This is a genomic window from Streptomyces sp. NPDC016309 (assembly GCF_043077235.1).
Classification (GTDB): domain Bacteria; phylum Actinomycetota; class Actinomycetes; order Streptomycetales; family Streptomycetaceae; genus Streptomyces.
This window is the reverse complement of record NZ_JBIBSG010000013.1, coordinates 73649-94878: the sequence shown is the minus strand read 5'-3', so window position 1 is coordinate 94878 and position 21230 is coordinate 73649. Positions and strand designations below refer to the sequence as shown.

The following is a 21230-nucleotide window of genomic DNA, read 5'->3' as shown; positions in this document are numbered from 1 at the left end:
CCGGGCCGTGTGCTGTCCGGACAGCCGCCTCGCCACTCCCTACGGTTCCTGTGACCGATCCGCCCTACCATCGTTCCGCCGTACGGGGGAACAACGTACGGGGGAACGACACATCAGAACCGATACCGAGGTGTACGCCATGGTGGCCCCGCCGGACAACGACGTGCTCTGGGCACGTGCCCTGCACCACTCCCACAACGGATCCCCCGCGCTCCAGGGTGTCTCCCTCGGCGTGCGTGAGGGCGAGATCCTGGCGGTGAGCGGGCCGCGGGGAAGTGGCAAAACGACTCTGCTGCGCTGTCTGTCCGGCCGGCTCGTCCCCCGCGAGGGCGAGGTCTGGTACAACAGCGTGCCCGTCCACACCATGAGCCCCCTCCAGCGCGAACGGCTGCGCCGTGACCGCTTCGGCTGGATCGGACCCGAGCCCGGCCTGGTCCCCGAGCTCACCGCCTGGGAGAACGCCGCCCTGCCCCTGATGCTGCGCGGCACCTCCCGCCGGGCCGCCAAGGCCGCGGCCCTCGACTGGCTGGACCGGCTCGACGCCGGCGACTGCGCGCGCAAGCGGCCCCGCGCCCTGCTCCAGGCCCAGCGCCAGCGCGTCGCCATCGCGCGCGCCCTGGTCACCATGCCGTCCCTGCTGTTCGCCGACGAACCCACCGCACCCCTGCACCGCGCCGACGGCGCCCAGGTGCTGCGCACCCTGACCGCCGCCGCCCGGTCGCACCGCATCACCGTCCTGCTCGCCACGCACGACCCGGAGGTGGCGGCGCTCGCCGACCGCACGGCGCACCTGCTCGACGGCCGGCGCGTCAACTCCGTGCACCTCGACGGAGCGGAGGGCCGCGACGCGTGCTCGCTCTCCGTCTAGCCCGCGGCACCCACCCCCTGGTGCTGCTGCGCCGGCTGCTCGTCGCCGCCGCGTCGGCCGGGGTCGGTTTCCTGCTGCTGTGCGCCCTGGGGTACGCGATCGGGCACCCCGGCGAGTCCCAGGTCTCCCTCACCCGGCTGGCCTGGTGCGCCCTGCCGCTCGCCGCGACCGTGCACTTCGCCGTCGCCGTCGCCCGGACCGACCCCGCCACCCGGCCGCGTCCGGGCCTGTCGGCGATCGGCCTGGGCCCCGCCCGGCTCGCCGCCGTCGCCGCCACGTCCACCGCCGTGGCCTGCACGCTCGGCTCGATGGTCGCGCTGCTGGTCTTCCTGCACCTGCGCGGCGACCTCACCGGCCTGCCCTTCGACGGGGCGTCGGCGGACCTGCTCGGGGCGGGCCGGCCCCTGCCGCTCGCGGCCGCGCTGACCCTGCTCGCGATCGTGCCGGTCGTCGCGTCCTGCTCGGCCGCCCTGGCCCTGCGGCCCCGCCGCAAGGCGGCCTTGGACGACGACCCCGACACCGCCGAGCCGGCCGCCGCGACGACGCCGGCCGGGCTCCCGTGGGGCGTGGCGCTGATGGCGCTGGGCGTGGCGATCGAGACGTACGCCTCCCGGGGCGGCGGGGGCGGTGCGGCGGCCGTGGCGCTGCCGGACGGCTTCGGCGGCGGTCCGGCGGGCGTGCTGGCGGGCTGGGCGCTCACCGCGGTGGGCCTCGCCGTCGCCGGCCCGGGGCTGACGCATCTGACGGGGCGGCTGCTCCAGACGTTCCGGCCCGGTGTGCTCCGGCTGCTGGCGGGACGGGCGCTGATGGACGAGGCGCGGCGCATCGGCCGGCCGCTGGGCGTCTCCTGCGCGGTGGCCTCGGCGACGATCGGGGCGATCACCCTGTACGAGCGGGGCAACTCCTCCCATCCGTTCGGCCCGCTGACCGGGCTGGGCGCGGCCCTGGTGATGACGTGCACCACGGCGACGCTGCTGACCGCGGCGCTGGAGTCCCGGCAGACCCGGGTCACCACCAAGGACGCGCTGCTGCGGCTGGGCGCCTCGGCCTCGACGCTCCGGCTGGCCGTGGGGCTGCGCGCCCTGGCGCTGCTGGCCGTGTTCGTCCCGCTGACCTGGGCCGTCGCGGAGCTGGCCGCGCTGCCGCTGCGCGGGTAGGACCCGCCGGGGGCCCGGCCGCGGTGGTGTCCCCGGGCGGGCCGGGCGGCCGCGCGCCGGGCGCGGGTGGCGGGGCGCGGGCACGGGGCGCCGGGCGCGGGTGGCTATCGTGGCGGCATGGCGCACATACCCGGACCCGGCCACGACCGCGAACTGGAGACCCTCCAGGAGTTCGACGAGGTGGCCGCGCGCGGCAGTCTCGCCGGATTCCGGCTCCAGTCACTCGACCTGACGGACCGTACGGGCGCGCTGCTCGCGCTCCCCTCGGCGGGCGCCGTGTTCCTCGGCTGCCGGATGGACCCGGAGGCGGCCGCCAAGGTGCGGGCCGACGGGGCACTGGTCTTCCCGCCCGTGCCGGACCTGCCGTTCGACCCCTACCGGGGGCTGCTGTACTCCCCCGGCGAACTGTTCGCGGGCCTCGCGGAGCAGGGGTACGAGCGGACGCCGGACGCGCTCTCCTACGCCTGGTTCCAGCGGACGAAGGCGGACGGCGACGTCTTCGGGTCGATGCTGCGGGCGGTACACGACGACGCGGTCTCCGACGCGCTGGACGAGCACCTGGACGGGGCGCGGGTCGTCGGGGTGATGGGCGGCCACGCCATGGCGCGCGGCACCGACGCGTACGCCGGCGCGGCCCGCCTCGGCCGCAGCCTCGCCCGCGCCGGGCTGACCGTCGCCACCGGCGGCGGGCCCGGTGCCATGGAGGCCGCCAACCTGGGCGCCTACGCCGCCCCCCACGACGACGCCATGCTGGAGGAGGCCCTCCTCCTGCTCGGCAAGGAGCCGTCGTTCGTGCCGTCCGTGGGCGACTGGGCACGGGTGGCCTTCGAGGTCCGCTCCCGCTGGCCGGAGGGCGGCGACTCGGTGGGCATCCCGACCTGGTTCTACGGACACGAGCCGCCCAACGCCTTCGCGTCCCACATCGCCAAGTACTTCGCGAACGCCACCCGCGAGGACGGGCTGCTGGCCCGCTGCAACGCGGGTGTCGTCTTCCTCCCCGGCGCGGCCGGCACCGTCCAGGAGGTCTTCGACAACGCGACCCCCAACTACTACGGCTCCCGGGGCGAACCGACCCCCATGGTGCTGGTCAACCGCACCCACTGGACCGAGCACCTGCCCGCCTGGCCCCTGCTGGAGGCCCTGGCCGCCGGCCGCCCCATGGAGGCGCGCATCGCCCTGGTGGACGGTGTGGAGGAGGCCCCGGAGGCGCTGCGGCGGCTCGGCGGGGGGTAGGCCGCGGGCGCCTCCTTGAAGCCGTATGGCCCACCAGGCGGGCGTCGTTGGCGCGGCCGCCGGATGCTGGGCCGTGAGCGCCCCGGCAGGGCCGGGCGCCAGCGACTTCCAGGAGGTACGCAGGTATGCGTGCAGCGCCCACCCGCCGCGGACGCCCCTTCCGCACCCGACTGAGACTGACCGCCGCCCTGGCCGTGACCGGGGCCTGTGCCGCCGGCCTGCTCGCCGGACCGGCACAGGCCGAGGGGCGGCACCCGGACAGCCGCGACCGCGAACTGCGCCGGGCGCTGGAGGAACTGGTGGGGCCCCCGGACGGGCCGCCCGGGGCCATCGCCCTGCTGCAACGGGGCCGGGACGTGAAGGTCTACCGGGCCGGTGTGGCCGACGCGGACTCCGGACGGCCGCCGCACCCCGGTGACCACATGCGCGTGGCCAGCATCGCCAAGGCGTACAGCGGGGCCGTCGCGCTCCAGCTCGTGGACCGCGGGAAGCTGCGGCTCGGCGACACGATCGGCAAGCGGCTGCCGCGGCTGCCCAAGGCGTGGCACAAAGTGACGCTCCGCCACCTGCTCCAGCACACCAGCGGCCTGCCGGACTTCACCGAGGACCCGGACTTCCAGCAGGCGGTGGCGGCCGACCCGCGCCGCGAGGTGGACCCGCACACGCTGCTGGACTTCGTCGCCGACCGGCCCCTCCTCTTCAAACCGGGCTCACGGTACCGGTACGACAACTCCGACAACACCGTGGTGGCCATGATGGCGGAGGCGGCGACGGGCCGTCCGTACGAGGAGTTGCTGCGCGGGCTCGTCATCCGGCCGCTCGGCCTGCGCGACACCAGTCTCCCCCGGGGGCACCTGCTTCCCCGTCCCTACCTCCACGGCTACGACTTCGAGCCGGACGGGCCACTGGAGGACGTCAGTACCGCCTTCAGCGCGTCGCTCTTCTGGGCCTCGGGCGGGGTCGTCTCCACCCCGAACGACCTGAACGCCTTCATGCGCGCCTACGGGAGCGGCCGGCTGCTGTCGAAGGAGACCCGGAAGCAGCAGACGAAGTGGATCAAGGGCTCCTCCGTGAACCCCGGTCCCGGCCGCAACGAGGCGGGCCTCGCGCTGTTCAAGTACACGACCCGCTGCGGTGTGGTCTACGGCCACACGGGCACCATCCCGGGCTACACCCAGCTCGCCGCCACCACACCGGACGGCGGACGCTCCCTGACATTCACCCTCACCTCCCAGGTGAGCCGGCAGCAGACGCCGGAGCTCCTGGCGCGGATGCGCCAGGTGCAGGAGGACTTCGTCTGCGAGTTGCTCCGTCACTGAAGCAGCCGGGCGAGCGTGTCGTACGTACGGTCCCACGTCCATGCGCGACGGATCCGGTCACGGCCCTTGTCCCCCATCACCCGGGCGGCATGACGGTCCGTCAGCAGCTCCGCCAGCCGGGCGGCGACGGCCGTGACGTCCCGCCCGTCGACCACGTGGCCGGTCTCCCCGTCCCGTACGGTGTCGGGCGCGCCGCCCGAGTCGCCCGCGAGGACCGGCAGACCGGCCGCGGCCGCCTCCAGGTACACGATGCCGAGCCCCTCCACCTCCAGTCCGCGCCTGCGGGTGCGGCAGGGCATGGCGAACACGTCGGCGGCGGCGTAGAAGCACGGCAGGTCGGCGTGCGGGTGGCCGCCCGCGAAGACCACCGCGCCGGTGACCCCGTGGGCGGCGGCCAGGCGTCGTAGGCGGCCCTCGTACGGCCCGGCGCCGACCAGCAGCAGGCGGGCGTCCGGCACGCGCGCGTGGATCAGCGGCAGGGCGCGGACCAGGGTGTCCTGGCCCTTGCGGGGGACCAGGCGGGCGGCGCACAGGACGACGGGCGCGTCCCCGAGTCCGTAGTGGCGGCGTACGGGGCCCGCGTCCCCACCCGGCCGGAACACCCCGGCGTCCACCCCCGGGACCAGCCGGGCGAGCCGGGCGCCCGGTCCGAGCGCCGCGCCGATGGGCGCCCGGGTGCTCGCGGCCAGGTAGGTGACGACGTCCACCTCCGCGCCGATGCGCCGCAGCAGGGCGCGGGAGCCGGGCGTACGGGCCCACCACACCTCGTGGCCGTGCGTCGTGGCGACCAGCCGCCGCACCCCGGCCTCGCGCCGCAGCCGGCCGGCCATCAGCCCGAGCGGGGCGGCGGCCCCGAACCAGACGGTGTCGCAGCCGTACGCGCGGGCGAGCGCCACCGTCCGCGCGGTCGCGCCCGGCGTGGGCAGCAGTGTCCGGACGCGGTCGCGGACGACCGGGTACGGCAGGGCGGCGTCGTGCGCGGCGGCACCGGCCTCCGACGACGTGTGGACCACCACCCCGCCGGGTGGGAAACGGTCCGTCATGGCCTTCACGAACGTCTCGATACCGCCCTGCCGGGGCGGGAAGTCATTGGTGACGACGAGCGTACGGTGCACGGGATCTCTCCGAGGCAGGCGAGCAGGACGAACGGGTGGACGAGGTAGCCGAAGCGGGTGGCGGGCATGAACGCGATCGCGAGCGTCAGCCCGAGCGCGAGCCGCCCGGCCGCCGCCCGTACGGTCCTGGGCGGGCGGACGGCCAGCGAGGCGGCGAGGAGCAGGGCGCTCACCACCAGCAGCACCGCCGCGACGACGGTGCCGCCGGGTACGTGCGCGGCCAGAAGCCGCCCCGGGAAGGGGCTGGCGGCGGGCGAGCCCGTCCCGGTCAGCCCCAGCGGGAAGGCCACGACGTGCTCGTGGAAGGCCCCGGGGTTCCCGGCAGCCACCGGCACGCCGACCGCCCCCGCGACCCCGACCGCCACCCCCGCGCACCGCGCCACGGCCCGTCCGGGGGACCCCGGCCCGTCGGGGGCGGTCTTCCGGCGGGGCGCGACGGGCGGCCACGACGGGACGGGGCGGTGCTCTCGCCGCGTGCTCCCGGGGACGGGCTCCTCGGGCGGCGCCGGACGACGGGGCCGGGGCGGGGGCGTGCCGCGGCGTGTCGCCAGCAGCACCAGCGCGACCGGCAGCGCGGGCCACGCCGTCCACTTCAGGGCCGCCGCCGCCCCCAGCGCGAGGCCCGCCCGCCCCGCCCGGCCCCGGCCCGCCTGGGCGAGACCCAGGCACATCAGGCCGACGACCGGCAGATCGACACCTCCCACCGCCAGCGGCAGGGAGACCAGCGGGCAGGCCGCCACCCATGCCACCCGGCGGGGCGCGGCCGCGGCGACCGAGGCCAGGAACACCGCGCCCATCCACCACCGCGGGTCCCCCGGCAGCGCCCCGAGGACGGCCATCCCCGGCAGGTACGGGTTGTAGTCGGCGAGCCCGCCCGGGTCCGGTGCGTAGGGGGTGCCGGTCGCCATCAGCGACGCGCCCGACCGCTCGACGACGGCCACTTCGAGCTGGCCCCGGCCGGTCGTCACGAGCAGCACCAACGGCACCGCCACCGCCCCCAGCAGGGCCGCGCCCACGGCCGTACGACGGTGCCGGGCGAGCAGCGCCGCCGTCGCGTAGCCGAGCGCCGCCGCCACGCCCCATGTCCGGTGCGGGGCCAGGTCCGTCACCGCGGCGAGCGCGCCGACGACGGCGGCGCAGCCTGCCCAGACGGCCCGCGCCGCCCTCAGCTCGATCATGTGGTCGAGGCTAGGAAGACCTCGACTCCCGGACGTCACCCCTGGATCCGGTCTCCCAACTCCACCCGTGGCATGAGCGGCGGCCCGTGGATCAACCCGTGCTCCGACGCGCGCCCCGCCCGCGTCCCGCGAGAATCGGGGTCATGAACGCGCTCGTCCGGACTCTGCGCCGCACCGTGGCCTCGCCCGCGTACCCCTGGGTCACGGGGGCCCTGCTCACCGTGTGCACGGTCGTGGAGCTGGCGCTGGTGCCCGGGTCGCCGTGGGTGGCCGGATCGGTCCTGGTCTCGTCCGCGTCCCTGATGTGGCGCCGCGTACGGCCGGAGACGGCCCTGCTGACGGTCGCGGCCGCGTTCATCGGGTTCGGTGCGGACGTGAGCCTGTACCTGGTCACGGTGATCAGCGGTCTGACGGGGCTCTACACCCTGGGCCGCCACCGGGTGCAGCACCCGGCGGTGCTGGTGGGGGCGGGGGCCGTGGCGTCGCTGGGGGTGAACCTGGTCCACGTCCGGGAGTGGGCCACCCTGTCCCCGGCGGCCGGTCCGTCCCTGCTGGAGGGCCACCGGCTGGACCCGGGCCTGTACGCGGAGACGTTCCTGCTGACCGTCGTCGTCCTGGGCGCGGTGAGCGCCGGGGACGCCGTACGGGCGCGCGAGGAGGCGCGGGACGAACGGGCCGCCGCGCAGGAGAGGTTGCTGGCGATGGAGCGGCGGCAGGCGGCGGAGGCCGAGCGTGCCGCGATAGCCCGGGAGCTCCACGACGTGGTCGCCCACTCGGTGTCGATGATCGCGGTGCAGGCGGAGAGCGCCACGTACACCACTCCGGACCTGTCCCCGCAGGCCCGCGAGGCTCTCCAGCAGATCGCCGGTACGGCCCGCTCGTCGATGACCGAACTGCGCCGTCTGCTGGGCGTGTTGCGCACGGGCCGGGAGGACCGGGCCGCCACCGCGCCGCAGCCGACGCTCGACGGGCTGGACGACCTGGTGGAGCAGCACCGGGCGGTGGGCGGCAGCGCCGACCTCCGGGTGAGCGGCGAGCGGGTCGCGCTGCCGGCCGGGTGGGAGCTGTCCGCGTACCGGATCGTGCAGGAGGCGCTGACCAACGCGCGCAGGCACGCCCCCGGAGCCCATACGGTGGTGGACATCGGGTACGGGCCGGACCGGCTGGCGATCCGCGTGGCGGACGACGGTCCGGGCCCGGCCGGGCACGACGGCACGGGCCACGGGCTGGCCGGGATGCGCGAGCGCGCCGTGCTGCTGGGAGGACACCTCCGCACCGGTCGGGGCGCGGAGGGCGGTTTTGTGGTGGAGGCGGAGCTCCCGTGGTGATCAGGGCGATCGTGGCCGACGACCAGGCGGTCGTACGTACCGGTTTCGTCAACCTCCTGTCGACCCAGGAGGACATCCTGGTGGTCGGCGAGGCGGAGGACGGGGTGCAGGCGGTCCGGGTGGCGGCCGAGCAGCGGCCCGACCTGGCGCTGCTCGACATCCGGATGCCGCACCGGAACGGCGTCGAGGCGGCCCGGGAGATCCTCGCCGCGTCCGGCGGGGCGACGAAGGTGCTGATGCTGACGACCTTCGACCTGGACGAGTACGTGTACGACGCGCTGGCGGCGGGTGCCGGCGGGTTCCTGCTGAAGGACGCGACGTTCCCGGAACTGCTGCACGCCGTCCGGGTGGTGGCGCGTGGTGACGCGCTGCTGGCGCCGTCCGTCACACGGCGGCTGATCGCGGAGTTCGCCCGCCAGCGGGCGGGGGTGCCGCGGCCGCGGCCGGTCGAGGGGCTGACGGCGCGGGAGAGGGAGGTGCTGGTGCTGATCGCCCGGGGCCTGTCGAACGCCGAGATCGCCCAGGCGCTGTCGATCACCGACCACACCGTGAAGACGCACATCAACCGGCTGTTCGCGAAGATGGGCCTCCGGGACCGGGCACAGGCGGTGATCCTGGCGTACGAGCTGGGTCTGGTGCTGCCGGGCCGTGACGTGTCCGCGCCCGGCTGAGGGAGGCAACGTCCGGCGCCGATCTCTCGTCTGGCAGGGGTAACCACCTGACCGATGAACGGAGCCGGACGTGCTCATAGGACTGCTGACGGCCGTCGCGGCCTCGATCTGTTACGGCACGGGCTCCGTGCTCCAGGCCGTCGGGTCCCGCCGGTCGGCCCGTCGGGAGGCGGCGGACGGCCTGACGACCCAGCACGGCGGGCCGTCCCTGGCGTCGACCGCCAAGGCGGCGACGACGTGGGAGTTCGTCGTCGGTACGGTGCTCGACTTCGTCGGATTCGGGCTGGGGGCGCTGGCCGCGCGGATGCTGCCGCTGTTCCTGTCCCAGACGGTGATCAGCGCCAACCTGGTGATCACCGCCGTGCTGAGCGTGCGGCTGCTCGGGCTGCGGCTGAACCGGGCCGAGTGGACGTCGATCGGTGTCGTCTGCTCGGCCCTGGTGCTGCTGGCGACGGCCGCCGGGGCGGAGGGTGACGGGCACACGCCGGTCGCCACGCACTGGTGGCTGCTGGCCGTGTCGCTGCTGCTGATGGCGGGCGGCACGGTCGTGGTGCGGCTGCTGGGCGCGCGGGCGGCGGTCCTGGCCGGTCTGCTGTCCGGGCTGGGCTTCGGCGCCCTCGGGGTCGGCGTGCGCGTGCTGGACGGCGTCGACCCGTTCGACCCGGGCGCGCTGCTGGCGGACCCGGCGCTGTACGCGATCCTCGTCGCGGGGGTGGGCGGGATGTACCTGCACACGGTGGCGCTCCAGATCGGTTCGGTGAACGGGGCGACGGCGGCGCTGGTGGTGGGCGAGACCGTGCTGCCGGGCGCGATCGGTGTGCTGTGGCTGGGGGACGCGTCCCGGCCGGGGCTGGGCTGGCTGGCGGTGGCGGGGTTCGTCCTGGCGGTCGCGGGCGCGGTCGCCGTGGCGTGGTTCGGGGAGCCGGAGGGCGGGGAGCCCGGGGCGGTGCGGGAGCCCCGGGCGCCGGGGGAACTCGCCCGCGTCGGCTGAGCGGCCCCCTCGTAGACTCCCGGTCGGGGGAGATGAGACATGGGGCTACGGCTCACGATAGGTGCCACGATCACCGCGACCGCCGCGCTCGCCGCGCTGGTGACGGGCGTGCAGGTGCCGCGGCTGATGGAGGACCGGGCCCGGGACCAGGCGATGGAGCGGCTCCTGTTCGCCGAGCGGGCCTACCTGGAGGACGGGCGGGTCAGCTTCGGGCTCCGGGTCAACCCGCCCAACCTGCCGGACGAGCTGCGCCGCACCGTCCTGGCGGGCCGCCGCGCCACCTTCGTCCAGCCGTACGGGGAGCGGCGGCGGATCTGGGCGGCCACCGCCGTCGGCGACGACGTCCTGGCGCTGAAGCAGTTCGAGGACCCGCTGTCGGACGAGCTCCAGACGGGCATGCTGCGGGCGGGTGTGGTCGGGACGGCGGTCGCCACCCTGATCGGCCTGCTGCTCGCGACCCGGCTGGGGCGGCGGCTGCGGCTGTCGGCCCGCCGGGCGGAGCAGATCACCGGGGGTGACCTGGACGCCCGGCTCCCGCAGCGGGGCCGGGACGAGATCGCCACCCTCACCCGGGCGGTCAACACCATGGCCGACGCCCTGGCGGAACGTTTGCGCGCGGAGCGCGAGGTGACCGCGAACATCGCGCACGAGCTGCGCACACCGGTGGCCGGGCTGGTCGCCGCGGCCGGGCTGCTCCCGGACGGCCGGGCGGAGTCGATGGTGAAGGAACGGGTGGCGCGGATGCGGGACCTGATGGAGGACGTCCTGGAGGTGGCCCGCCTCGACAACGGCGGCGAGAAGGCGGACGTACGGCTGGTGGAGCTGGGCACACTGGCCCGCCGGGCGGTACGGGCGGCGGAGGACGCGGCGGTCCGCCTTGACATCGTTGCCGACGCGCTGGTGGAGAGCGATGCGCGGCGGGTGGAGCGGGTCCTGACGAACCTGGTGAGCAACGCGCTGCGGCACGGTGCCGCACCGGTCGTGGTGGAGGTCGAGCACGGTGTGGTCCGGGTGCGGGACCGGGGCGCCGGCTTTCCCGAGCACCTGCTGGCGCACGGGCCCCGGCGGTTCCAGACCAGCGCGGTGGGCAAGGGGCTGGGCCTGGGCCTGACCATCGCGGCGGGCCAGGCCCGGGTGCTCGGCGCGCGGCTGGTCTTCACCAACCCGGAGGGCGGCGGGGCCTGCGCCGTACTGGACCTGTCGGCGTCGGTACGCGACGCCGCACCGGACCACCCGCCGGGCCCCGCCCGCGACCGCACGCCGGGCCACCCGCCGGACGCGCCGTCCCGGGGGTGAGCCCCCCGGCGGCCGGGCGGCGGCCCGTCAGTCCAGGACCACCACCTCGTCGGCGGTGAACGTCACGCCCACCACGGCCCCTTCGGCGGGCGCGTCCCGCAACGGGCACTCGGCCTCCAGGACGGGCCCGGTCTCCGGGCGGAGCCGTACCGCCACGTGGTGGCCCCGGAAGGTACGCCCCTCGGCCACGCACCGCAGCCCCTCGGCGGGGTCGCCCATCCGCACGCCCGCGGGCCGCACCAGGACCCGGGCGGTGCCCTGCGGCGACCCGGCCGGCACCGGGACCTTGCCCCACGCCGTGTCGGCCGCCTCGCCGCTCACCGTCGCCGCCACCACGTTGTCGAAGCCCAGGAAGCGGGCGACGAACGCGGAGGCCGGGCGCTGCCACACCTCCAGCGGCGTCCCGCTCTGGGCGATGCGCCCGTCCCGCATGACGACCACCCGGTCGGCGAGCGCGAACGCCTCGCCCTGGTCGTGCGTGACGGCCAGCACGGTGGTGCCGAGCCGCCCGAACAGCCCCCGCAGCTCGACCACGAGCCGTTCGCGCAGCCCCCGGTCGAGCTGGCCGAGCGGTTCGTCCAGCATCAGCAGCCGGGGGCTCGGGGCCAGCGCCCGCGCGAGCGCGACGCGCTGCTGCTCGCCGCCGGACAGGGCGGCGACGGCCCGCCGTTCGGCGCCCGGCAGGCCCACGAGGTCCAGCAGCTCGGTCACCCGGGCGGCCTGTTCCTTCCGCGACGCGCCGCGCATCCGCAGCCCGAACGCCACGTTCCCGCCGACGTCCCGCTGCGGGAAGAGCTGGTGGTCCTGGAACATCAGCCCGACGCCCCGCCGGTGCACGGGCACGCCCGCCTGGTCGGCGCCGTCGAGCAGGACCCGGCCCCCGTCCACCGGCTGGAGCCCCGCGACCACCCGCAGCAGGGTCGACTTGCCGCTGCCGCTCGGGCCGAGCAGGCACACGATCTCGTGGTCGGCGACGTCCAGCGACACCGCGTCCACGGCGACGCGGGATCCGAAGCGTACGGTCACGTCCTGAAGAGCGAGCATGGTCACAGCTCCCCGGACCGGTCGACGCGGATTCGTTCGAGCAGCAGCAGGGCCACCGCGCACACCACCATCAGGATCGTCGAAAGGGCCATGGCCTGGCCGTAGTTGAGGTCGCCGGGCCGCCCCAGCAGGCGGGCCACCGCGACCGGGAGGGTCGGGTTGTCCGGCCGGGCGATGAACACGGTGGCCCCGAACTCCCCCAAGGAGACGGCGAACGCGAAGCCCGCCGCCACCAGCAGCGCCCTGCGCACCAGCGGCAGGTCCACCTCGCGCCACACCCGCCACGGCGAGGCGCCGAGGACCGCCGCCGCCTCGCGCAGCCGCGCGTCCACCGCGCGCAGCACCGGCAGCATGGTCCGGACCACGAAGGGGACGCCGACCAGGGCCTGGGCGAGCGGCACCAGGATCCACGAGGAGCGCAGGTCGAGCGGCGGTTCGTCCAGGGTGATCAGGAACCCGAAGCCGACGGTCACGGCGGACACCCCGAGGGGCAGCATCAGCAGCGCGTCGAAGCCGCGCACCAGCCGTCCCGGGCGCCGGGTGAGCGCGGCGGCGGCGAGCCCGCCGACCAGGAGCGCGATCGTGGTCGCGGCCAGGGCGTACTCCAGGGAGTTGCCGATGGCCTCGACCGGCGGGACGAGGAACGTGCCGCCGCCGGCGTCCGCGTCCTGGAGCGCCCGGTAGTAGCCGAGCCCGCCGGCGAAGGAGCGCTGGACGAGCACCCCGAGCGGCAGCACGAGCAGCAGCGCCACGGTGAGGAGCACGCTGCCGAGCAGGGCCCACTGGCCGGCACCGCGCGGCCGCCGGGCGGTCAGGCCGGCGTCCACCAGCCTCAGCGCGCTCTCCCGCCTCCGTACCGTCCGGGCGTGGACGGCGAGGACGGCGCCGACGGCGGCGAACTGCACCAGCGTGAGCACCGAGGCCGTCGGCAGGTCCAGTAGCTGGGCGGTCTGCCGGTAGATCTCCGCCTCCAGCGTGCGGTACGCGGGCCCGCCGAGGATCTGCACGATGCCGAAGGAGGTGTACGTGAAGAGGAAGACCATCAGCGCGGCGGCGGCCACCGCGGGCCCGAGCGCGGGCAGCGTCACCCGCCGCCAGGCGCCGAAGCGCGAGGCGCCCAGCACCCGCGCGGCCTCCTCCTGGCGCGGGTCGAGCTGCGCCCACAGGCCGCCGACCGTCCGGACGACGACCGCGTAGTTGAAGAAGACGTGGGCGAGGAGGATTGCCCACACGGTCGTGTCGAGCCGGACGCCCCACAGCTCGTCGAGAAGCCCGCCCCGGCCGAGGAGCGCGAGGAAGGCGGTGCCGACGACGACGGTCGGCAGCACGAACGGCACGGTGACGACCGCCCGCACGAGCCCCCTGCCGGGAAAGTCGAAGCGGGCGAGGACGTACGCCCCGGGCAGGGCAATCAGCAGGGTGAGCGCGGTGGAGGCGAGTGCCTGCCAGGTGGTGAACCAGAGCACGTCGAGGATGTCCGGACGGCCCAGCACGTCGCCGAGCCGCCCGAGCTGCCAGACGCCGTCCTCCGTCCTCAGCCCGCGCCCGACGATGGCGACGACGGGGTAGGCGAAGAAGACGGCGAAGAACGCCACGGGCAGGACCATGAGCCCCGCCCGCAGCGCACCGCCCGTGCGGGTGGTTACTTCAGGACGAGCGAGGACCACGACTGGATCCACCCGTCGCGCTTCTGGGCGATCTTCTCGGGGGCGACGGTCCGGGCGTCGGCCACCTTCACCCCGTGCTTGGTGAACAGTGCCGGGAGCACGGCGTCCTTGGCCACCGGGTTCACGAACATCTGGAGCGGCATGTCCTCCTGGAACCGCTTGCCGATCAGGAAGTCGATCAGGGCCTTGCCGCCGTCGGGGTTGCCGGCGCCGTTCAGCAGACCCGCGAACTCGGTCTGCCGGAAGCACGTACCGGTGGAGACGCCGGTCGGCGCCTCGGCCGGCTGCGGCTCGGAGTAGAGCACCTCGACGGGCGGGCTGGAGGCGTACGACACCACGAGCGGCCGGTCGCCCTTGGCCTTCTTGCCGCCGGCCGAGCCGGAGAACTCCTGGTTGTAGGCGAGCTCCCAGCTGTCGACGACCTTCACGCCGTTGGCCTTGAGCTTCTTCCAGTAGTCCTGCCAGCCGTCGTCCCCGTACGCGGCGGCCGTGCCGAGCAGGAAGCCCAGGCCGGGTGAGGAGCGCTCGGGGTTCTCGACGACGAGGAGGTCCTTGTACGCGGGCTTGGCGAGGTCGTCGAAGGTCTGCGGCGGCGCCAGCTTCTTGTCCGCGAAGTACTTCTTGTCGTAGTTGACGCAGATGTCACCGGTGTCGACGGGCGTGACCCGGTGCTTGTCCTTGTCGAGCTGGACGGCGTCGGGGACCCGGTCCAGGCCCTTGGCCTCGTACGGGTCGAAGAGGCCGCTGTCGAGCGCGCGGGACAGCAGGGTGTTGTCGACGCCGAAGAAGACGTCGCCCTGGGGGGCGCCCTTGGTGAGGATCGCCTTGTTGACGGCCTCGCCCGCGTCGCCGCTCTTGAGGACCTTGACGGTGTAGCCGGTCTGGCGGGTGAACTCCTTCAGGACGGCCGGGGAGGCGTTGAAGGAGTCGTGGCTGACGAGCGTCACGGTCTTCGACGTCGTCCCGCCGTCGGCGGCGTCCTTGCCGGACTCGCCGCCGCAGGCGGTGAGCGCGGTGGCGCCCAGCGCGGCGGCGAGGGCGCCGACCGCGATCTTCTTGGTGGTGCTCACTGAGATTCCTCCTGGGGGTGACCAGGAAGAGACGCGGCCCTGCCCACCGCCATCGGCGGTGGGCAGGGCGCAACAGCTCGAGTAACGACCGAACTTCCTACCCAGAATGACCTGGGCGAGGTTCAGAGGGTCTGCGGCCTGGACGGTTGCCGCACTCTCAGCGCTGTGGCGCTCCCCTGTCGGAATATGCAGATGTGTTCGAGGCCAGACTACAAGCTCACCGCTCGGCGGCCGCGAGCTGTCCACAGGCACCGTCGATCTCCTGCCCGCGGGTGTCACGGACGGTGACCGGTACGCCGTGGGAGGCGATGGCCTCGACGAACGCCTTCTCGTCCTCGGGGCGGGACGCGGTCCACTTGGAGCCGGGGGTCGGGTTGAGCGGGATCAGGTTGACGTGGACGCGCTTGCCCTTGAGCAGCCGGCCCAGGAGGTCGCCCCGCCAGGCCTGGTCGTTGATGTCCCGGATGAGGGCGTACTCGATGGAGACGCGGCGGCCGGACTTCTCCGCGTACTCCCAGGCCGCGTCCAGCACCTCCCGGACCTTCCAGCGGGTGTTGACGGGCACGAGGGTGTCGCGCAGCTCGTCGTCGGGGGCGTGCAGCGAGACGGCGAGGCGGCACTTGAAGCCCTCGTCGGCGAACCGGAGCATCGCCGGGACGAGGCCGACGGTGGAGACGGTGATGCCGCGCTGCGACAGTCCGAGCCCGTCGGGCTCGGGGTCGGTCAGCCGCCGGATGGCCCCGACGACCCGCTTGTAGTTGGCGAGCGGCTCGCCCATGCCCATGAAGACGATGTTGGACAGCCGCGCGGGCCCGCCGGGCACCTCGCCGTCGCGCAGGGCGCGCATGCCGTCGACGATCTGGTGCACGATCTCGGCGGTCGACAGGTTCCGGTCGAGCCCCGCCTGGCCGGTGGCGCAGAACGGGCAGTTCATGCCGCAGCCGGCCTGGGAGGAGATGCACATCGTGACGCGGTCGGGGTACCGCATGAGGACGGACTCGACGAGCGTGCCGTCGTGCAGTCGCCACAGGGTCTTCCGGGTGGTGTCGTCGTCGCACGAGATGTGCCGCACGACCGACATCAGGTCCGGCAGCAGCTCCGCGGCCAGCTTCTCCCGCGAGGCGGCGGGGATGTCCGTCCACTCGGCGGGGTCGTGCGCGTACCGCGCGAAGTAGTGCTGGGAGAGCTGCTTGGCGCGGAAGGGCTTCTCGCCGATCGCGGCGACGGCCTCCTTGCGCTCGGCGGGCGTCAGGTCGGCGAGGTGCCGCGGCGGCTTCTTGGCTCCGCGCGGGGCGACGAAGGTGAGCTCTCCCGGTGCGGGGCGTGGCATGACCTGGTACTCCTCAGTGGGGACGAGGCCGCGGTACGTGAGCCGGGAGACCTCACCGGATGATCCCCGCGCGGGCCGCGGGGCCGAAAGGGCCCGCCGCGACCGTGCGACGAGCCCTTCCAGGGTAACCGGACCTCGGTTCAGCCTGTTCCCACGAAGATCACCATGAGCAGCCACACCACGGGCGCGGTCGGCAGGAGCGAGTCCAGCCGGTCCATGATGCCCCCGTGACCGGGCAGGAGCGTGCCCATGTCCTTGATCCCCAGGTCCCGCTTGATCATGGACTCGCCGAGGTCGCCCAGGGTGGCGCTGGCCGCGACGGCCAGGCCCAGCAGCAGGCCCTGCCACCAGGCGCCGCCGTCGATGGCGAACTCCATGCACAGCGCGCCCGCCGCCATGGCGAACGCCACCGCGCCGAGCAGACCCTCCCGGGTCTTGCCGGGACTGATGCGGGGAGCGAGCTTGTGCTTGCCGAAGCGCCAGCCGACGGCGTACGCCCCGGTGTCGCTGACCACGGTGAGCAGCAGGAAGGTGAGCACCCGCCACGGACCGTCGTCGGCGGTGAGCATCATCGCCACGAACGTCGCCAGGAACGGCACGTAGAACGCGGCGAAGACGCCGGCCGTGACGTCCTTCAGATAGCCCTCGGGCGGTTCGGTCATCCGCCAGACGAGCACCGCGAGCGCGGTGAGCGCCATGGCGACCCAGGCGCCCTCGGCGCCGCGCACGTACCCGGCCACCACCATGGCCGCACCGCCGACGGCGAGCGGCACCAGCGGGGCCTTGATGGCCTTGCGCTCCTGGAGGCGGGAGGTCAGCTCCCACAGCCCGACCACGACGGCGACGGCTATCACGCCGACGAACACGGCCTTCCAGATGAACAGCGACGCGACGATCACCGCACCGAGACCGACGCCGACCCCTATGGCGGCCCGCAGGTCGCGGCCGGCCCGCTTCTTCTGCGGACCGGACGGCGAGCCGGGCTGCTCACCGGACGGCGAACCGGAGTGCCGGCCGGAGTGCCGGCCGGGCTGCGGGTCGGGCTGCTCCGGAGGCCGGGGCGCTCCCGACGGCGGGATGGGCATGGGCTCCTGCGGGTTCTCCGGCTGCCGGCGCCGCGGCCGGTGGTGCGGCGGCTGCGGCTGTGGCTGCGGCATCTCGTCGCGGAACGGGGGACCGCTCAGCGGAGCGGTCCCCCGGTCGCGGTCGTCCTGGTCTCCGCCGGTGTCTCCACCGGCGGGAACGTCGGGCACGATGGGCATGGGCCGAGTCTGCTGTGCCTCATGCCCGTCGTGGGCGGGACCCGCCGGGGCTGCCGGAGCGAACCCCGGGTGGTACCCCTGGTCGGGCGGACCCCATGGACCGCCTGCCGGCGGGGCCCCCCAGGAAGAGTCGTTCATCAGACCTCGAGCAGCTCGGCTTCCTTGTGCTTGAGCAGCTCGTCCACCTGCGCGACGTACTTCGCGGTGGTGTCGTCGAGCTCCTTCTCCGCGCGGCGGCCCTCGTCCTCGCCGACCTCGCCGTCCTTGACGAACTTGTCGATCGTCTCCTTGGACTTGCGGCGGACCGAGCGGATCGAGATCTTGGCGTCCTCGGCCTTGCCCTTGGCGACCTTGATGTACTCGCGGCGGCGCTCCTCGGTCAGCTCGGGGAACACCACACGGATGATGTTGCCGTCGTTGCTCGGGTTGACGCCGAGGTCCGAGTCACGGATGGCCTGCTCGATGTTGCGCAGGGCGCTCTTGTCGAACGGGGTCACCACGGCCATGCGGGGCTCCGGCACGGAGAACGACGCCAGCTGGTTGATCGGCGTGGTGGCACCGTAGTAGTCGGCCACGATCTTGTTGAACATGGCCGGGTGCGCGCGCCCGGTACGGATCGCGGCGAAGTCCTCCTTGGCGACCAGGACGGCCTTCTCCATCTTCTCCTCTGCTTCGAGGAGGGTCTCTTCGATCACCACTTGCTCCTGCGTGTCTATGAGTAGGCCCGGCGTACAAAGGGCTGCGGAACCTGCGTCGCGTCTGTTCCCTGCACGGTGTCCGACCGGCAGGGCTTTGTCCATCCCCTCGCGGGGCGCCCCGGGGTTGTCCGGGGGACCCGGGATCAGGTCCTGGTGCCCTGGTCGCTCACGAGAGTGCCGATCTTCTCACCCTTCACGGCCCGCGCGATATTGCCCGCCGCGAGCAGCTCGAAGACGAGGATCGGGAGGTTGTTGTCGCGGCAGAGGGTGATGGCGGTGGCGTCGGCGACCTTGAGGTCGCGGGAGAGCACCTCGCCGTACTCCAGCGCGTCGAACTTCACCGCGTCCGGGTTGGCCTTGGGGTCGGAGTCGTAGACCCCGTCCACCCCGTTCTTGCCCATGAGGAGCGCTTCCGCGTCGATCTCCAGGGCACGCTGGGCGGCGGTGGTGTCGGTGGAGAAGTAGGGCATGCCCATGCCCGCGCCGAAGATCACGACGCGGCCCTTCTCCAGGTGGCGCACGGCCCGCAGCGGGATGTACGGCTCCGCGACCTGGCCCATGGTGATGGCGGTCTGCACCCGGGAGTCGATGCCCTCCTTCTCCAGGAAGTCCTGGAGGGCGAGGCAGTTCATGACCGTGCCGAGCATGCCCATGTAGTCGGAGCGGGCCCGGTCCATGCCGCGTACCTGCAGCTCCGCGCCGCGGAAGAAGTTGCCGCCGCCGATCACGATCGCGATCTCCGCGCCGTCGCGGACGACCGCGGCGATCTCGCGTGCGATGGCGTGTACGACGTCGGGATCGACGCCGAGGCCACCACCGCCTGCGAACGCCTCGCCGGACAGCTTCAGCATGAAGCGGCCGACCTTTTTACCGGTGTTGTCGTCGCCCTTTGCGGCGCCCTGGTTCATGGAGATCTCCTCGTGCACATACGAAGAAGGCCATTGCCGGTGGGTGTTGTGGTCCCTACGGCAATGGCCTCCTCGTCAGATCTGTGGCCGCCGGCGCTCACGCGACCGACCGTCCACTGGGAAAACCCTAGCGGGCTCCCGCGTCGAGCGCGTACCGGCTCAGATGCCGACCTTGATGCGCGTGAAGCGCTTCAGGGTGACACCGGCCTCGTCCAGGACCTTCTGGACGGACTTCTTGTTGTCGAGCGCGTACGGCTGGCCCAGGAGGGTGGCGTCCTTGAAGAAGCCGTTGAGGCGACCCTCGACGATCTTCGGGAGCGCGGCCTCGGGCTTGCCCTCGGCGCGGGTGGTCTCCTCGGCGACGCGGCGCTCGGCCTCGACGACCTCGGCCGGGACGTCGTCCTTGGAGAGGTACTTCGGGGCGAAGGCGGCGATGTGCTGCGCGATGCCCTTGGCGACCTCGGCGTTCTCCTTGTCGAGCTCGACGAGGACACCGATCTGCGGGGGCAGGTCGGGCATGGTGCGGTGCATGTACGCCGCGACGTAACCGCCGGAGAACTGCGCGAAGCGGTCCAGGACGATCTTCTCGCCGAGGTTGGCGTTGGCCTCGTCGACGTACGCCTGGACGGTCTTGCCGGGCTCGATCTCGGACGCGAGCAGCGCCTCGACGTCGGCCGGGGAGGTCTTGGCGACGTGCTCGGCCAGGGCCGTGGCGACGCTCTGGAACTTCTCACCCTTGGCGACGAAGTCCGTCTCGCACTTGAGCTCGACGAGGACACCGGAGGTGTTGTCGCCGGCGATCACGGAGACGACGGCGCCGTTCTCGGCGGAGCGGCCCTCGCGCTTGGCGACGCCCTTCTGGCCCTTGATGCGCAGCGCCTCGACGGCCTTGTCGACGTTGCCCTCGGCCTCGTCCAGCGCCTTCTTGCAGTCCATCATGCCGGCGCCGGTGAGCTCGCGGAGCTTCTTGACGTCAGCGGCGGTGTAGTTCGCCATGATCTGTAAGTCTCTCTCGAAGTCTGGAAGATCTACGAAGATCTACGGGTGGACGGCGGGGGCCTTGTGAGCCCCCGCCGTCGATCCGAACCTGAAAGGTCAGGCCTGCTCGGCGTCCGCGGCCGGAGCCTCGGCGGCGGGCGCCTCGGCGGCCGGGGCCTCGGCGGCCGGGGCCTCGGCGGCCGGGGCCTCGGCAGCGGCCTCGGCCGGCTTCTCGGCGGCCTCGTCGGAGTCCGCCTTCTTCTCGCCGCCCTCGAGCAGGTCGCGCTCCCACTCGGCCAGCGGCTCGCCGGCGGCCTTCTCGCCCGGCTTCTGGTCGCCGGTCGCGGCGCCGGAGCGGGCGATGAGGCCCTCGGCGACGGCGTCGGCGATCACGCGGGTGAGCAGGGTGACGGAGCGGATCGCGTCGTCGTTGCCCGGGATCTTGTAGTCGACCTCGTCGGGGTCGCAGTTGGTGTCGAGGATCGCGACGACCGGGATGTGGAGCTTGCGCGCCTCACCGACGGCGATGTGCTCCTTCTTGGTGTCGACGATCCAGACGGCGCTCGGCACCTTCTGCATCTCGCGGATGCCGCCGAGGGTCTTCTCCAGCTTGGCCTTCTCGCGCGAGAGGACCAGGAGCTCCTTCTTGGTGAGACCCGAGGCCGCGACGTCCTCGAAGTCGATCGCCTCGAGCTCCTTCAGGCGCTGGAGGCGCTTGTAGACGGTCGAGAAGTTGGTGAGCATGCCGCCCAGCCAGCGCTGGTTGACGTAGGGCATGCCGACGCGGGTCGCCTGCTCGGCGATCGCCTCCTGCGCCTGCTTCTTGGTGCCGACGAACATGATGGAGCCGCCGTGCGCGACGGTCTCCTTGACGAACTCGTAGGCGCGGTCGATGTACGACAGCGACTGGAGCAGGTCGATGATGTAGATGCCGTTGCGCTCGGTGAAGATGAAGCGCTTCATCTTCGGGTTCCAGCGACGGGTCTGGTGACCGAAGTGGACGCCGCTCTCCAGCAGCTCCCGCATCGTGACGACGGCCATGGCCGTATCTCCTTGGTTCTCGGTTATGTCCTGACGCCCCGACGCGCCGTGCCACGAGTGGACCGAAGAGCGCTGC

Annotated in this window: 19 protein-coding genes and 1 riboswitch; of the genes, 8 read left to right on the top strand and 11 right to left on the bottom strand. The window is 73.6% G+C overall.

Going from position 1 to position 21230, the window contains the following annotated elements:
• The first annotated feature begins 139 nt into the window (after positions 1-139).
• The 4 genes from ACF068_RS28100 (at position 140) to ACF068_RS28085 (ending at position 4577) form a co-directional block, all read left to right on the top strand.
• Complete coding sequence (locus ACF068_RS28100; protein ID WP_392277081.1) at positions 140-868, top strand: ABC transporter ATP-binding protein; 729 nt, start codon at positions 140-142, stop codon at positions 866-868.
• Positions 850-2025, top strand: coding sequence for a hypothetical protein (locus ACF068_RS28095; RefSeq protein WP_392277080.1), 1176 nt, complete (start codon positions 850-852; stop codon positions 2023-2025). The genes ACF068_RS28100 and ACF068_RS28095 overlap by 19 nt, the downstream gene beginning before the upstream one ends.
• A 117-nt stretch (positions 2026-2142) precedes the next feature.
• Positions 2143-3258 carry an LOG family protein gene (locus tag ACF068_RS28090; RefSeq protein WP_392277079.1) on the top strand — a complete coding sequence of 372 codons (1116 nt, stop codon included), beginning with the start codon at positions 2143-2145 and terminating at the stop codon, positions 3256-3258.
• 125 nt (positions 3259-3383) lie between these two features.
• Complete coding sequence (locus ACF068_RS28085) at positions 3384-4577, top strand: serine hydrolase domain-containing protein (RefSeq protein WP_392277078.1); 1194 nt, start codon at positions 3384-3386, stop codon at positions 4575-4577.
• On the opposite strand, the gene ACF068_RS28080 is transcribed toward ACF068_RS28085, so the two are convergent.
• Both ACF068_RS28080 and ACF068_RS28075 read right to left on the bottom strand, forming a co-directional pair.
• A complete protein-coding gene (locus ACF068_RS28080) occupies positions 4571-5692 on the bottom strand; it encodes a glycosyltransferase family 4 protein (protein ID WP_392277077.1) in 1122 nt (373 codons plus the stop codon). The two genes, ACF068_RS28085 and ACF068_RS28080, sit on opposite strands and share 7 nt — an antisense overlap.
• Positions 5626-6870 carry a hypothetical protein gene (locus tag ACF068_RS28075; protein WP_392277076.1) on the bottom strand — a complete coding sequence of 415 codons (1245 nt, stop codon included), beginning with the start codon at positions 6868-6870 and terminating at the stop codon, positions 5626-5628. Before ACF068_RS28075 ends, ACF068_RS28080 begins: the two co-directional genes overlap by 67 nt.
• Positions 6871-7013: 143 nt before the next feature.
• On the opposite strand from ACF068_RS28075, the gene ACF068_RS28070 reads away from it, so the two are divergent.
• From ACF068_RS28070 to ACF068_RS28055, 4 genes are all read left to right on the top strand, one after another.
• Positions 7014-8198 (top strand): sensor histidine kinase, encoded by a 1185-nt coding sequence (locus ACF068_RS28070; RefSeq protein ID WP_392277075.1) that lies wholly within the window; start codon positions 7014-7016, stop codon positions 8196-8198.
• Entirely contained in the window at positions 8192-8869 is a 678-nt protein-coding gene (locus ACF068_RS28065; protein ID WP_392277074.1) for a response regulator, read from the top strand. The genes ACF068_RS28070 and ACF068_RS28065 overlap by 7 nt, the downstream gene beginning before the upstream one ends.
• Positions 8870-8939: 70 nt before the next feature.
• A complete protein-coding gene (locus ACF068_RS28060) occupies positions 8940-9860 on the top strand; it encodes a hypothetical protein (RefSeq protein ID WP_392277073.1) in 921 nt (306 codons plus the stop codon).
• Positions 9861-9899: 39 nt separating this feature from the next.
• On the top strand, positions 9900-11156 hold the full coding sequence (locus tag ACF068_RS28055; protein ID WP_392277072.1) for a sensor histidine kinase: 1257 nt from the start codon (positions 9900-9902) through the stop codon (positions 11154-11156).
• Between the two features lie 27 nt (positions 11157-11183).
• Here ACF068_RS28055 and ACF068_RS28050 read toward each other — a convergent pair whose 3' ends face one another.
• From ACF068_RS28050 to rpsB, 9 genes are all read right to left on the bottom strand, one after another.
• Positions 11184-12200: an ABC transporter ATP-binding protein gene (locus ACF068_RS28050; protein WP_392277071.1), complete on the bottom strand. Its 1017-nt coding sequence runs from the start codon at positions 12198-12200 to the stop codon at positions 11184-11186.
• A 2-nt stretch (positions 12201-12202) separates the two neighbouring features.
• A complete protein-coding gene (locus ACF068_RS28045) occupies positions 12203-13807 on the bottom strand; it encodes an ABC transporter permease (protein WP_392277114.1) in 1605 nt (534 codons plus the stop codon).
• 35 nt (positions 13808-13842) lie between these two features.
• Positions 13843-14937: a thiamine ABC transporter substrate binding subunit gene (locus ACF068_RS28040; RefSeq protein ID WP_392277070.1), complete on the bottom strand. Its 1095-nt coding sequence runs from the start codon at positions 14935-14937 to the stop codon at positions 13843-13845.
• A 76-nt stretch (positions 14938-15013) separates the two neighbouring features.
• A riboswitch (TPP riboswitch) is annotated at positions 15014-15125 on the bottom strand.
• Positions 15126-15154: 29 nt separating this feature from the next.
• Positions 15155-16267 (bottom strand): 23S rRNA (adenine(2503)-C(2))-methyltransferase RlmN, encoded by a 1113-nt coding sequence (gene rlmN, locus ACF068_RS28035; protein ID WP_392277069.1) that lies wholly within the window; start codon positions 16265-16267, stop codon positions 15155-15157.
• Between the two features lie 140 nt (positions 16268-16407).
• Positions 16408-17667 (bottom strand): phosphatidate cytidylyltransferase, encoded by a 1260-nt coding sequence (locus ACF068_RS28030; RefSeq protein WP_392277068.1) that lies wholly within the window; start codon positions 17665-17667, stop codon positions 16408-16410.
• The gene (frr, locus tag ACF068_RS28025) at positions 17667-18224 is read right to left on the bottom strand and encodes a ribosome recycling factor (RefSeq protein ID WP_064070288.1); all 558 of its coding nucleotides are present in this window, start codon (positions 18222-18224) and stop codon (positions 17667-17669) included. The genes ACF068_RS28030 and frr overlap by 1 nt, the downstream gene beginning before the upstream one ends.
• 146 nt (positions 18225-18370) lie before the next feature.
• Positions 18371-19135: a UMP kinase gene (gene pyrH, locus ACF068_RS28020; RefSeq protein ID WP_392277067.1), complete on the bottom strand. Its 765-nt coding sequence runs from the start codon at positions 19133-19135 to the stop codon at positions 18371-18373.
• 159 nt (positions 19136-19294) lie between these two features.
• Positions 19295-20131, bottom strand: a complete 837-nt coding sequence (gene tsf, locus ACF068_RS28015; protein WP_392277066.1) for a translation elongation factor Ts — start codon at positions 20129-20131, stop codon at positions 19295-19297.
• 99 nt (positions 20132-20230) lie between these two features.
• Complete coding sequence (gene rpsB, locus ACF068_RS28010) at positions 20231-21154, bottom strand: 30S ribosomal protein S2 (protein ID WP_392277065.1); 924 nt, start codon at positions 21152-21154, stop codon at positions 20231-20233.
• Positions 21155-21230 lie beyond the last annotated feature (76 nt).

What these genes read in the sequence shown, in the direction of transcription:
- ACF068_RS28030 (WP_392277068.1), bottom strand. Translation starts at nt 17,667, where the DNA reads ATGAACGACTCTTCCTGGGGGGCCCCGCCGGCAGGCGGTCCATGGGGT.
- ACF068_RS28075 (WP_392277076.1), bottom strand. Translation starts at nt 6,870, where the DNA reads ATGATCGAGCTGAGGGCGGCGCGGGCCGTCTGGGCAGGCTGCGCCGCC.
- rlmN (WP_392277069.1), bottom strand. Translation starts at nt 16,267, where the DNA reads ATGCCACGCCCCGCACCGGGAGAGCTCACCTTCGTCGCCCCGCGCGGA.
- ACF068_RS28085 (WP_392277078.1), top strand. Translation starts at nt 3,384, where the DNA reads ATGCGTGCAGCGCCCACCCGCCGCGGACGCCCCTTCCGCACCCGACTG.
- tsf (WP_392277066.1), bottom strand. Translation starts at nt 20,131, where the DNA reads ATGGCGAACTACACCGCCGCTGACGTCAAGAAGCTCCGCGAGCTCACC.
- pyrH (WP_392277067.1), bottom strand. Translation starts at nt 19,135, where the DNA reads ATGAACCAGGGCGCCGCAAAGGGCGACGACAACACCGGTAAAAAGGTC.
- ACF068_RS28090 (WP_392277079.1), top strand. Translation starts at nt 2,143, where the DNA reads ATGGCGCACATACCCGGACCCGGCCACGACCGCGAACTGGAGACCCTC.
- ACF068_RS28045 (WP_392277114.1), bottom strand. Translation starts at nt 13,807, where the DNA reads ATGGTCCTGCCCGTGGCGTTCTTCGCCGTCTTCTTCGCCTACCCCGTC.
- ACF068_RS28100 (WP_392277081.1), top strand. Translation starts at nt 140, where the DNA reads ATGGTGGCCCCGCCGGACAACGACGTGCTCTGGGCACGTGCCCTGCAC.
- ACF068_RS28055 (WP_392277072.1), top strand. Translation starts at nt 9,900, where the DNA reads ATGGGGCTACGGCTCACGATAGGTGCCACGATCACCGCGACCGCCGCG.
- ACF068_RS28070 (WP_392277075.1), top strand. Translation starts at nt 7,014, where the DNA reads ATGAACGCGCTCGTCCGGACTCTGCGCCGCACCGTGGCCTCGCCCGCG.
- rpsB (WP_392277065.1), bottom strand. Translation starts at nt 21,154, where the DNA reads ATGGCCGTCGTCACGATGCGGGAGCTGCTGGAGAGCGGCGTCCACTTC.
- ACF068_RS28050 (WP_392277071.1), bottom strand. Translation starts at nt 12,200, where the DNA reads ATGCTCGCTCTTCAGGACGTGACCGTACGCTTCGGATCCCGCGTCGCC.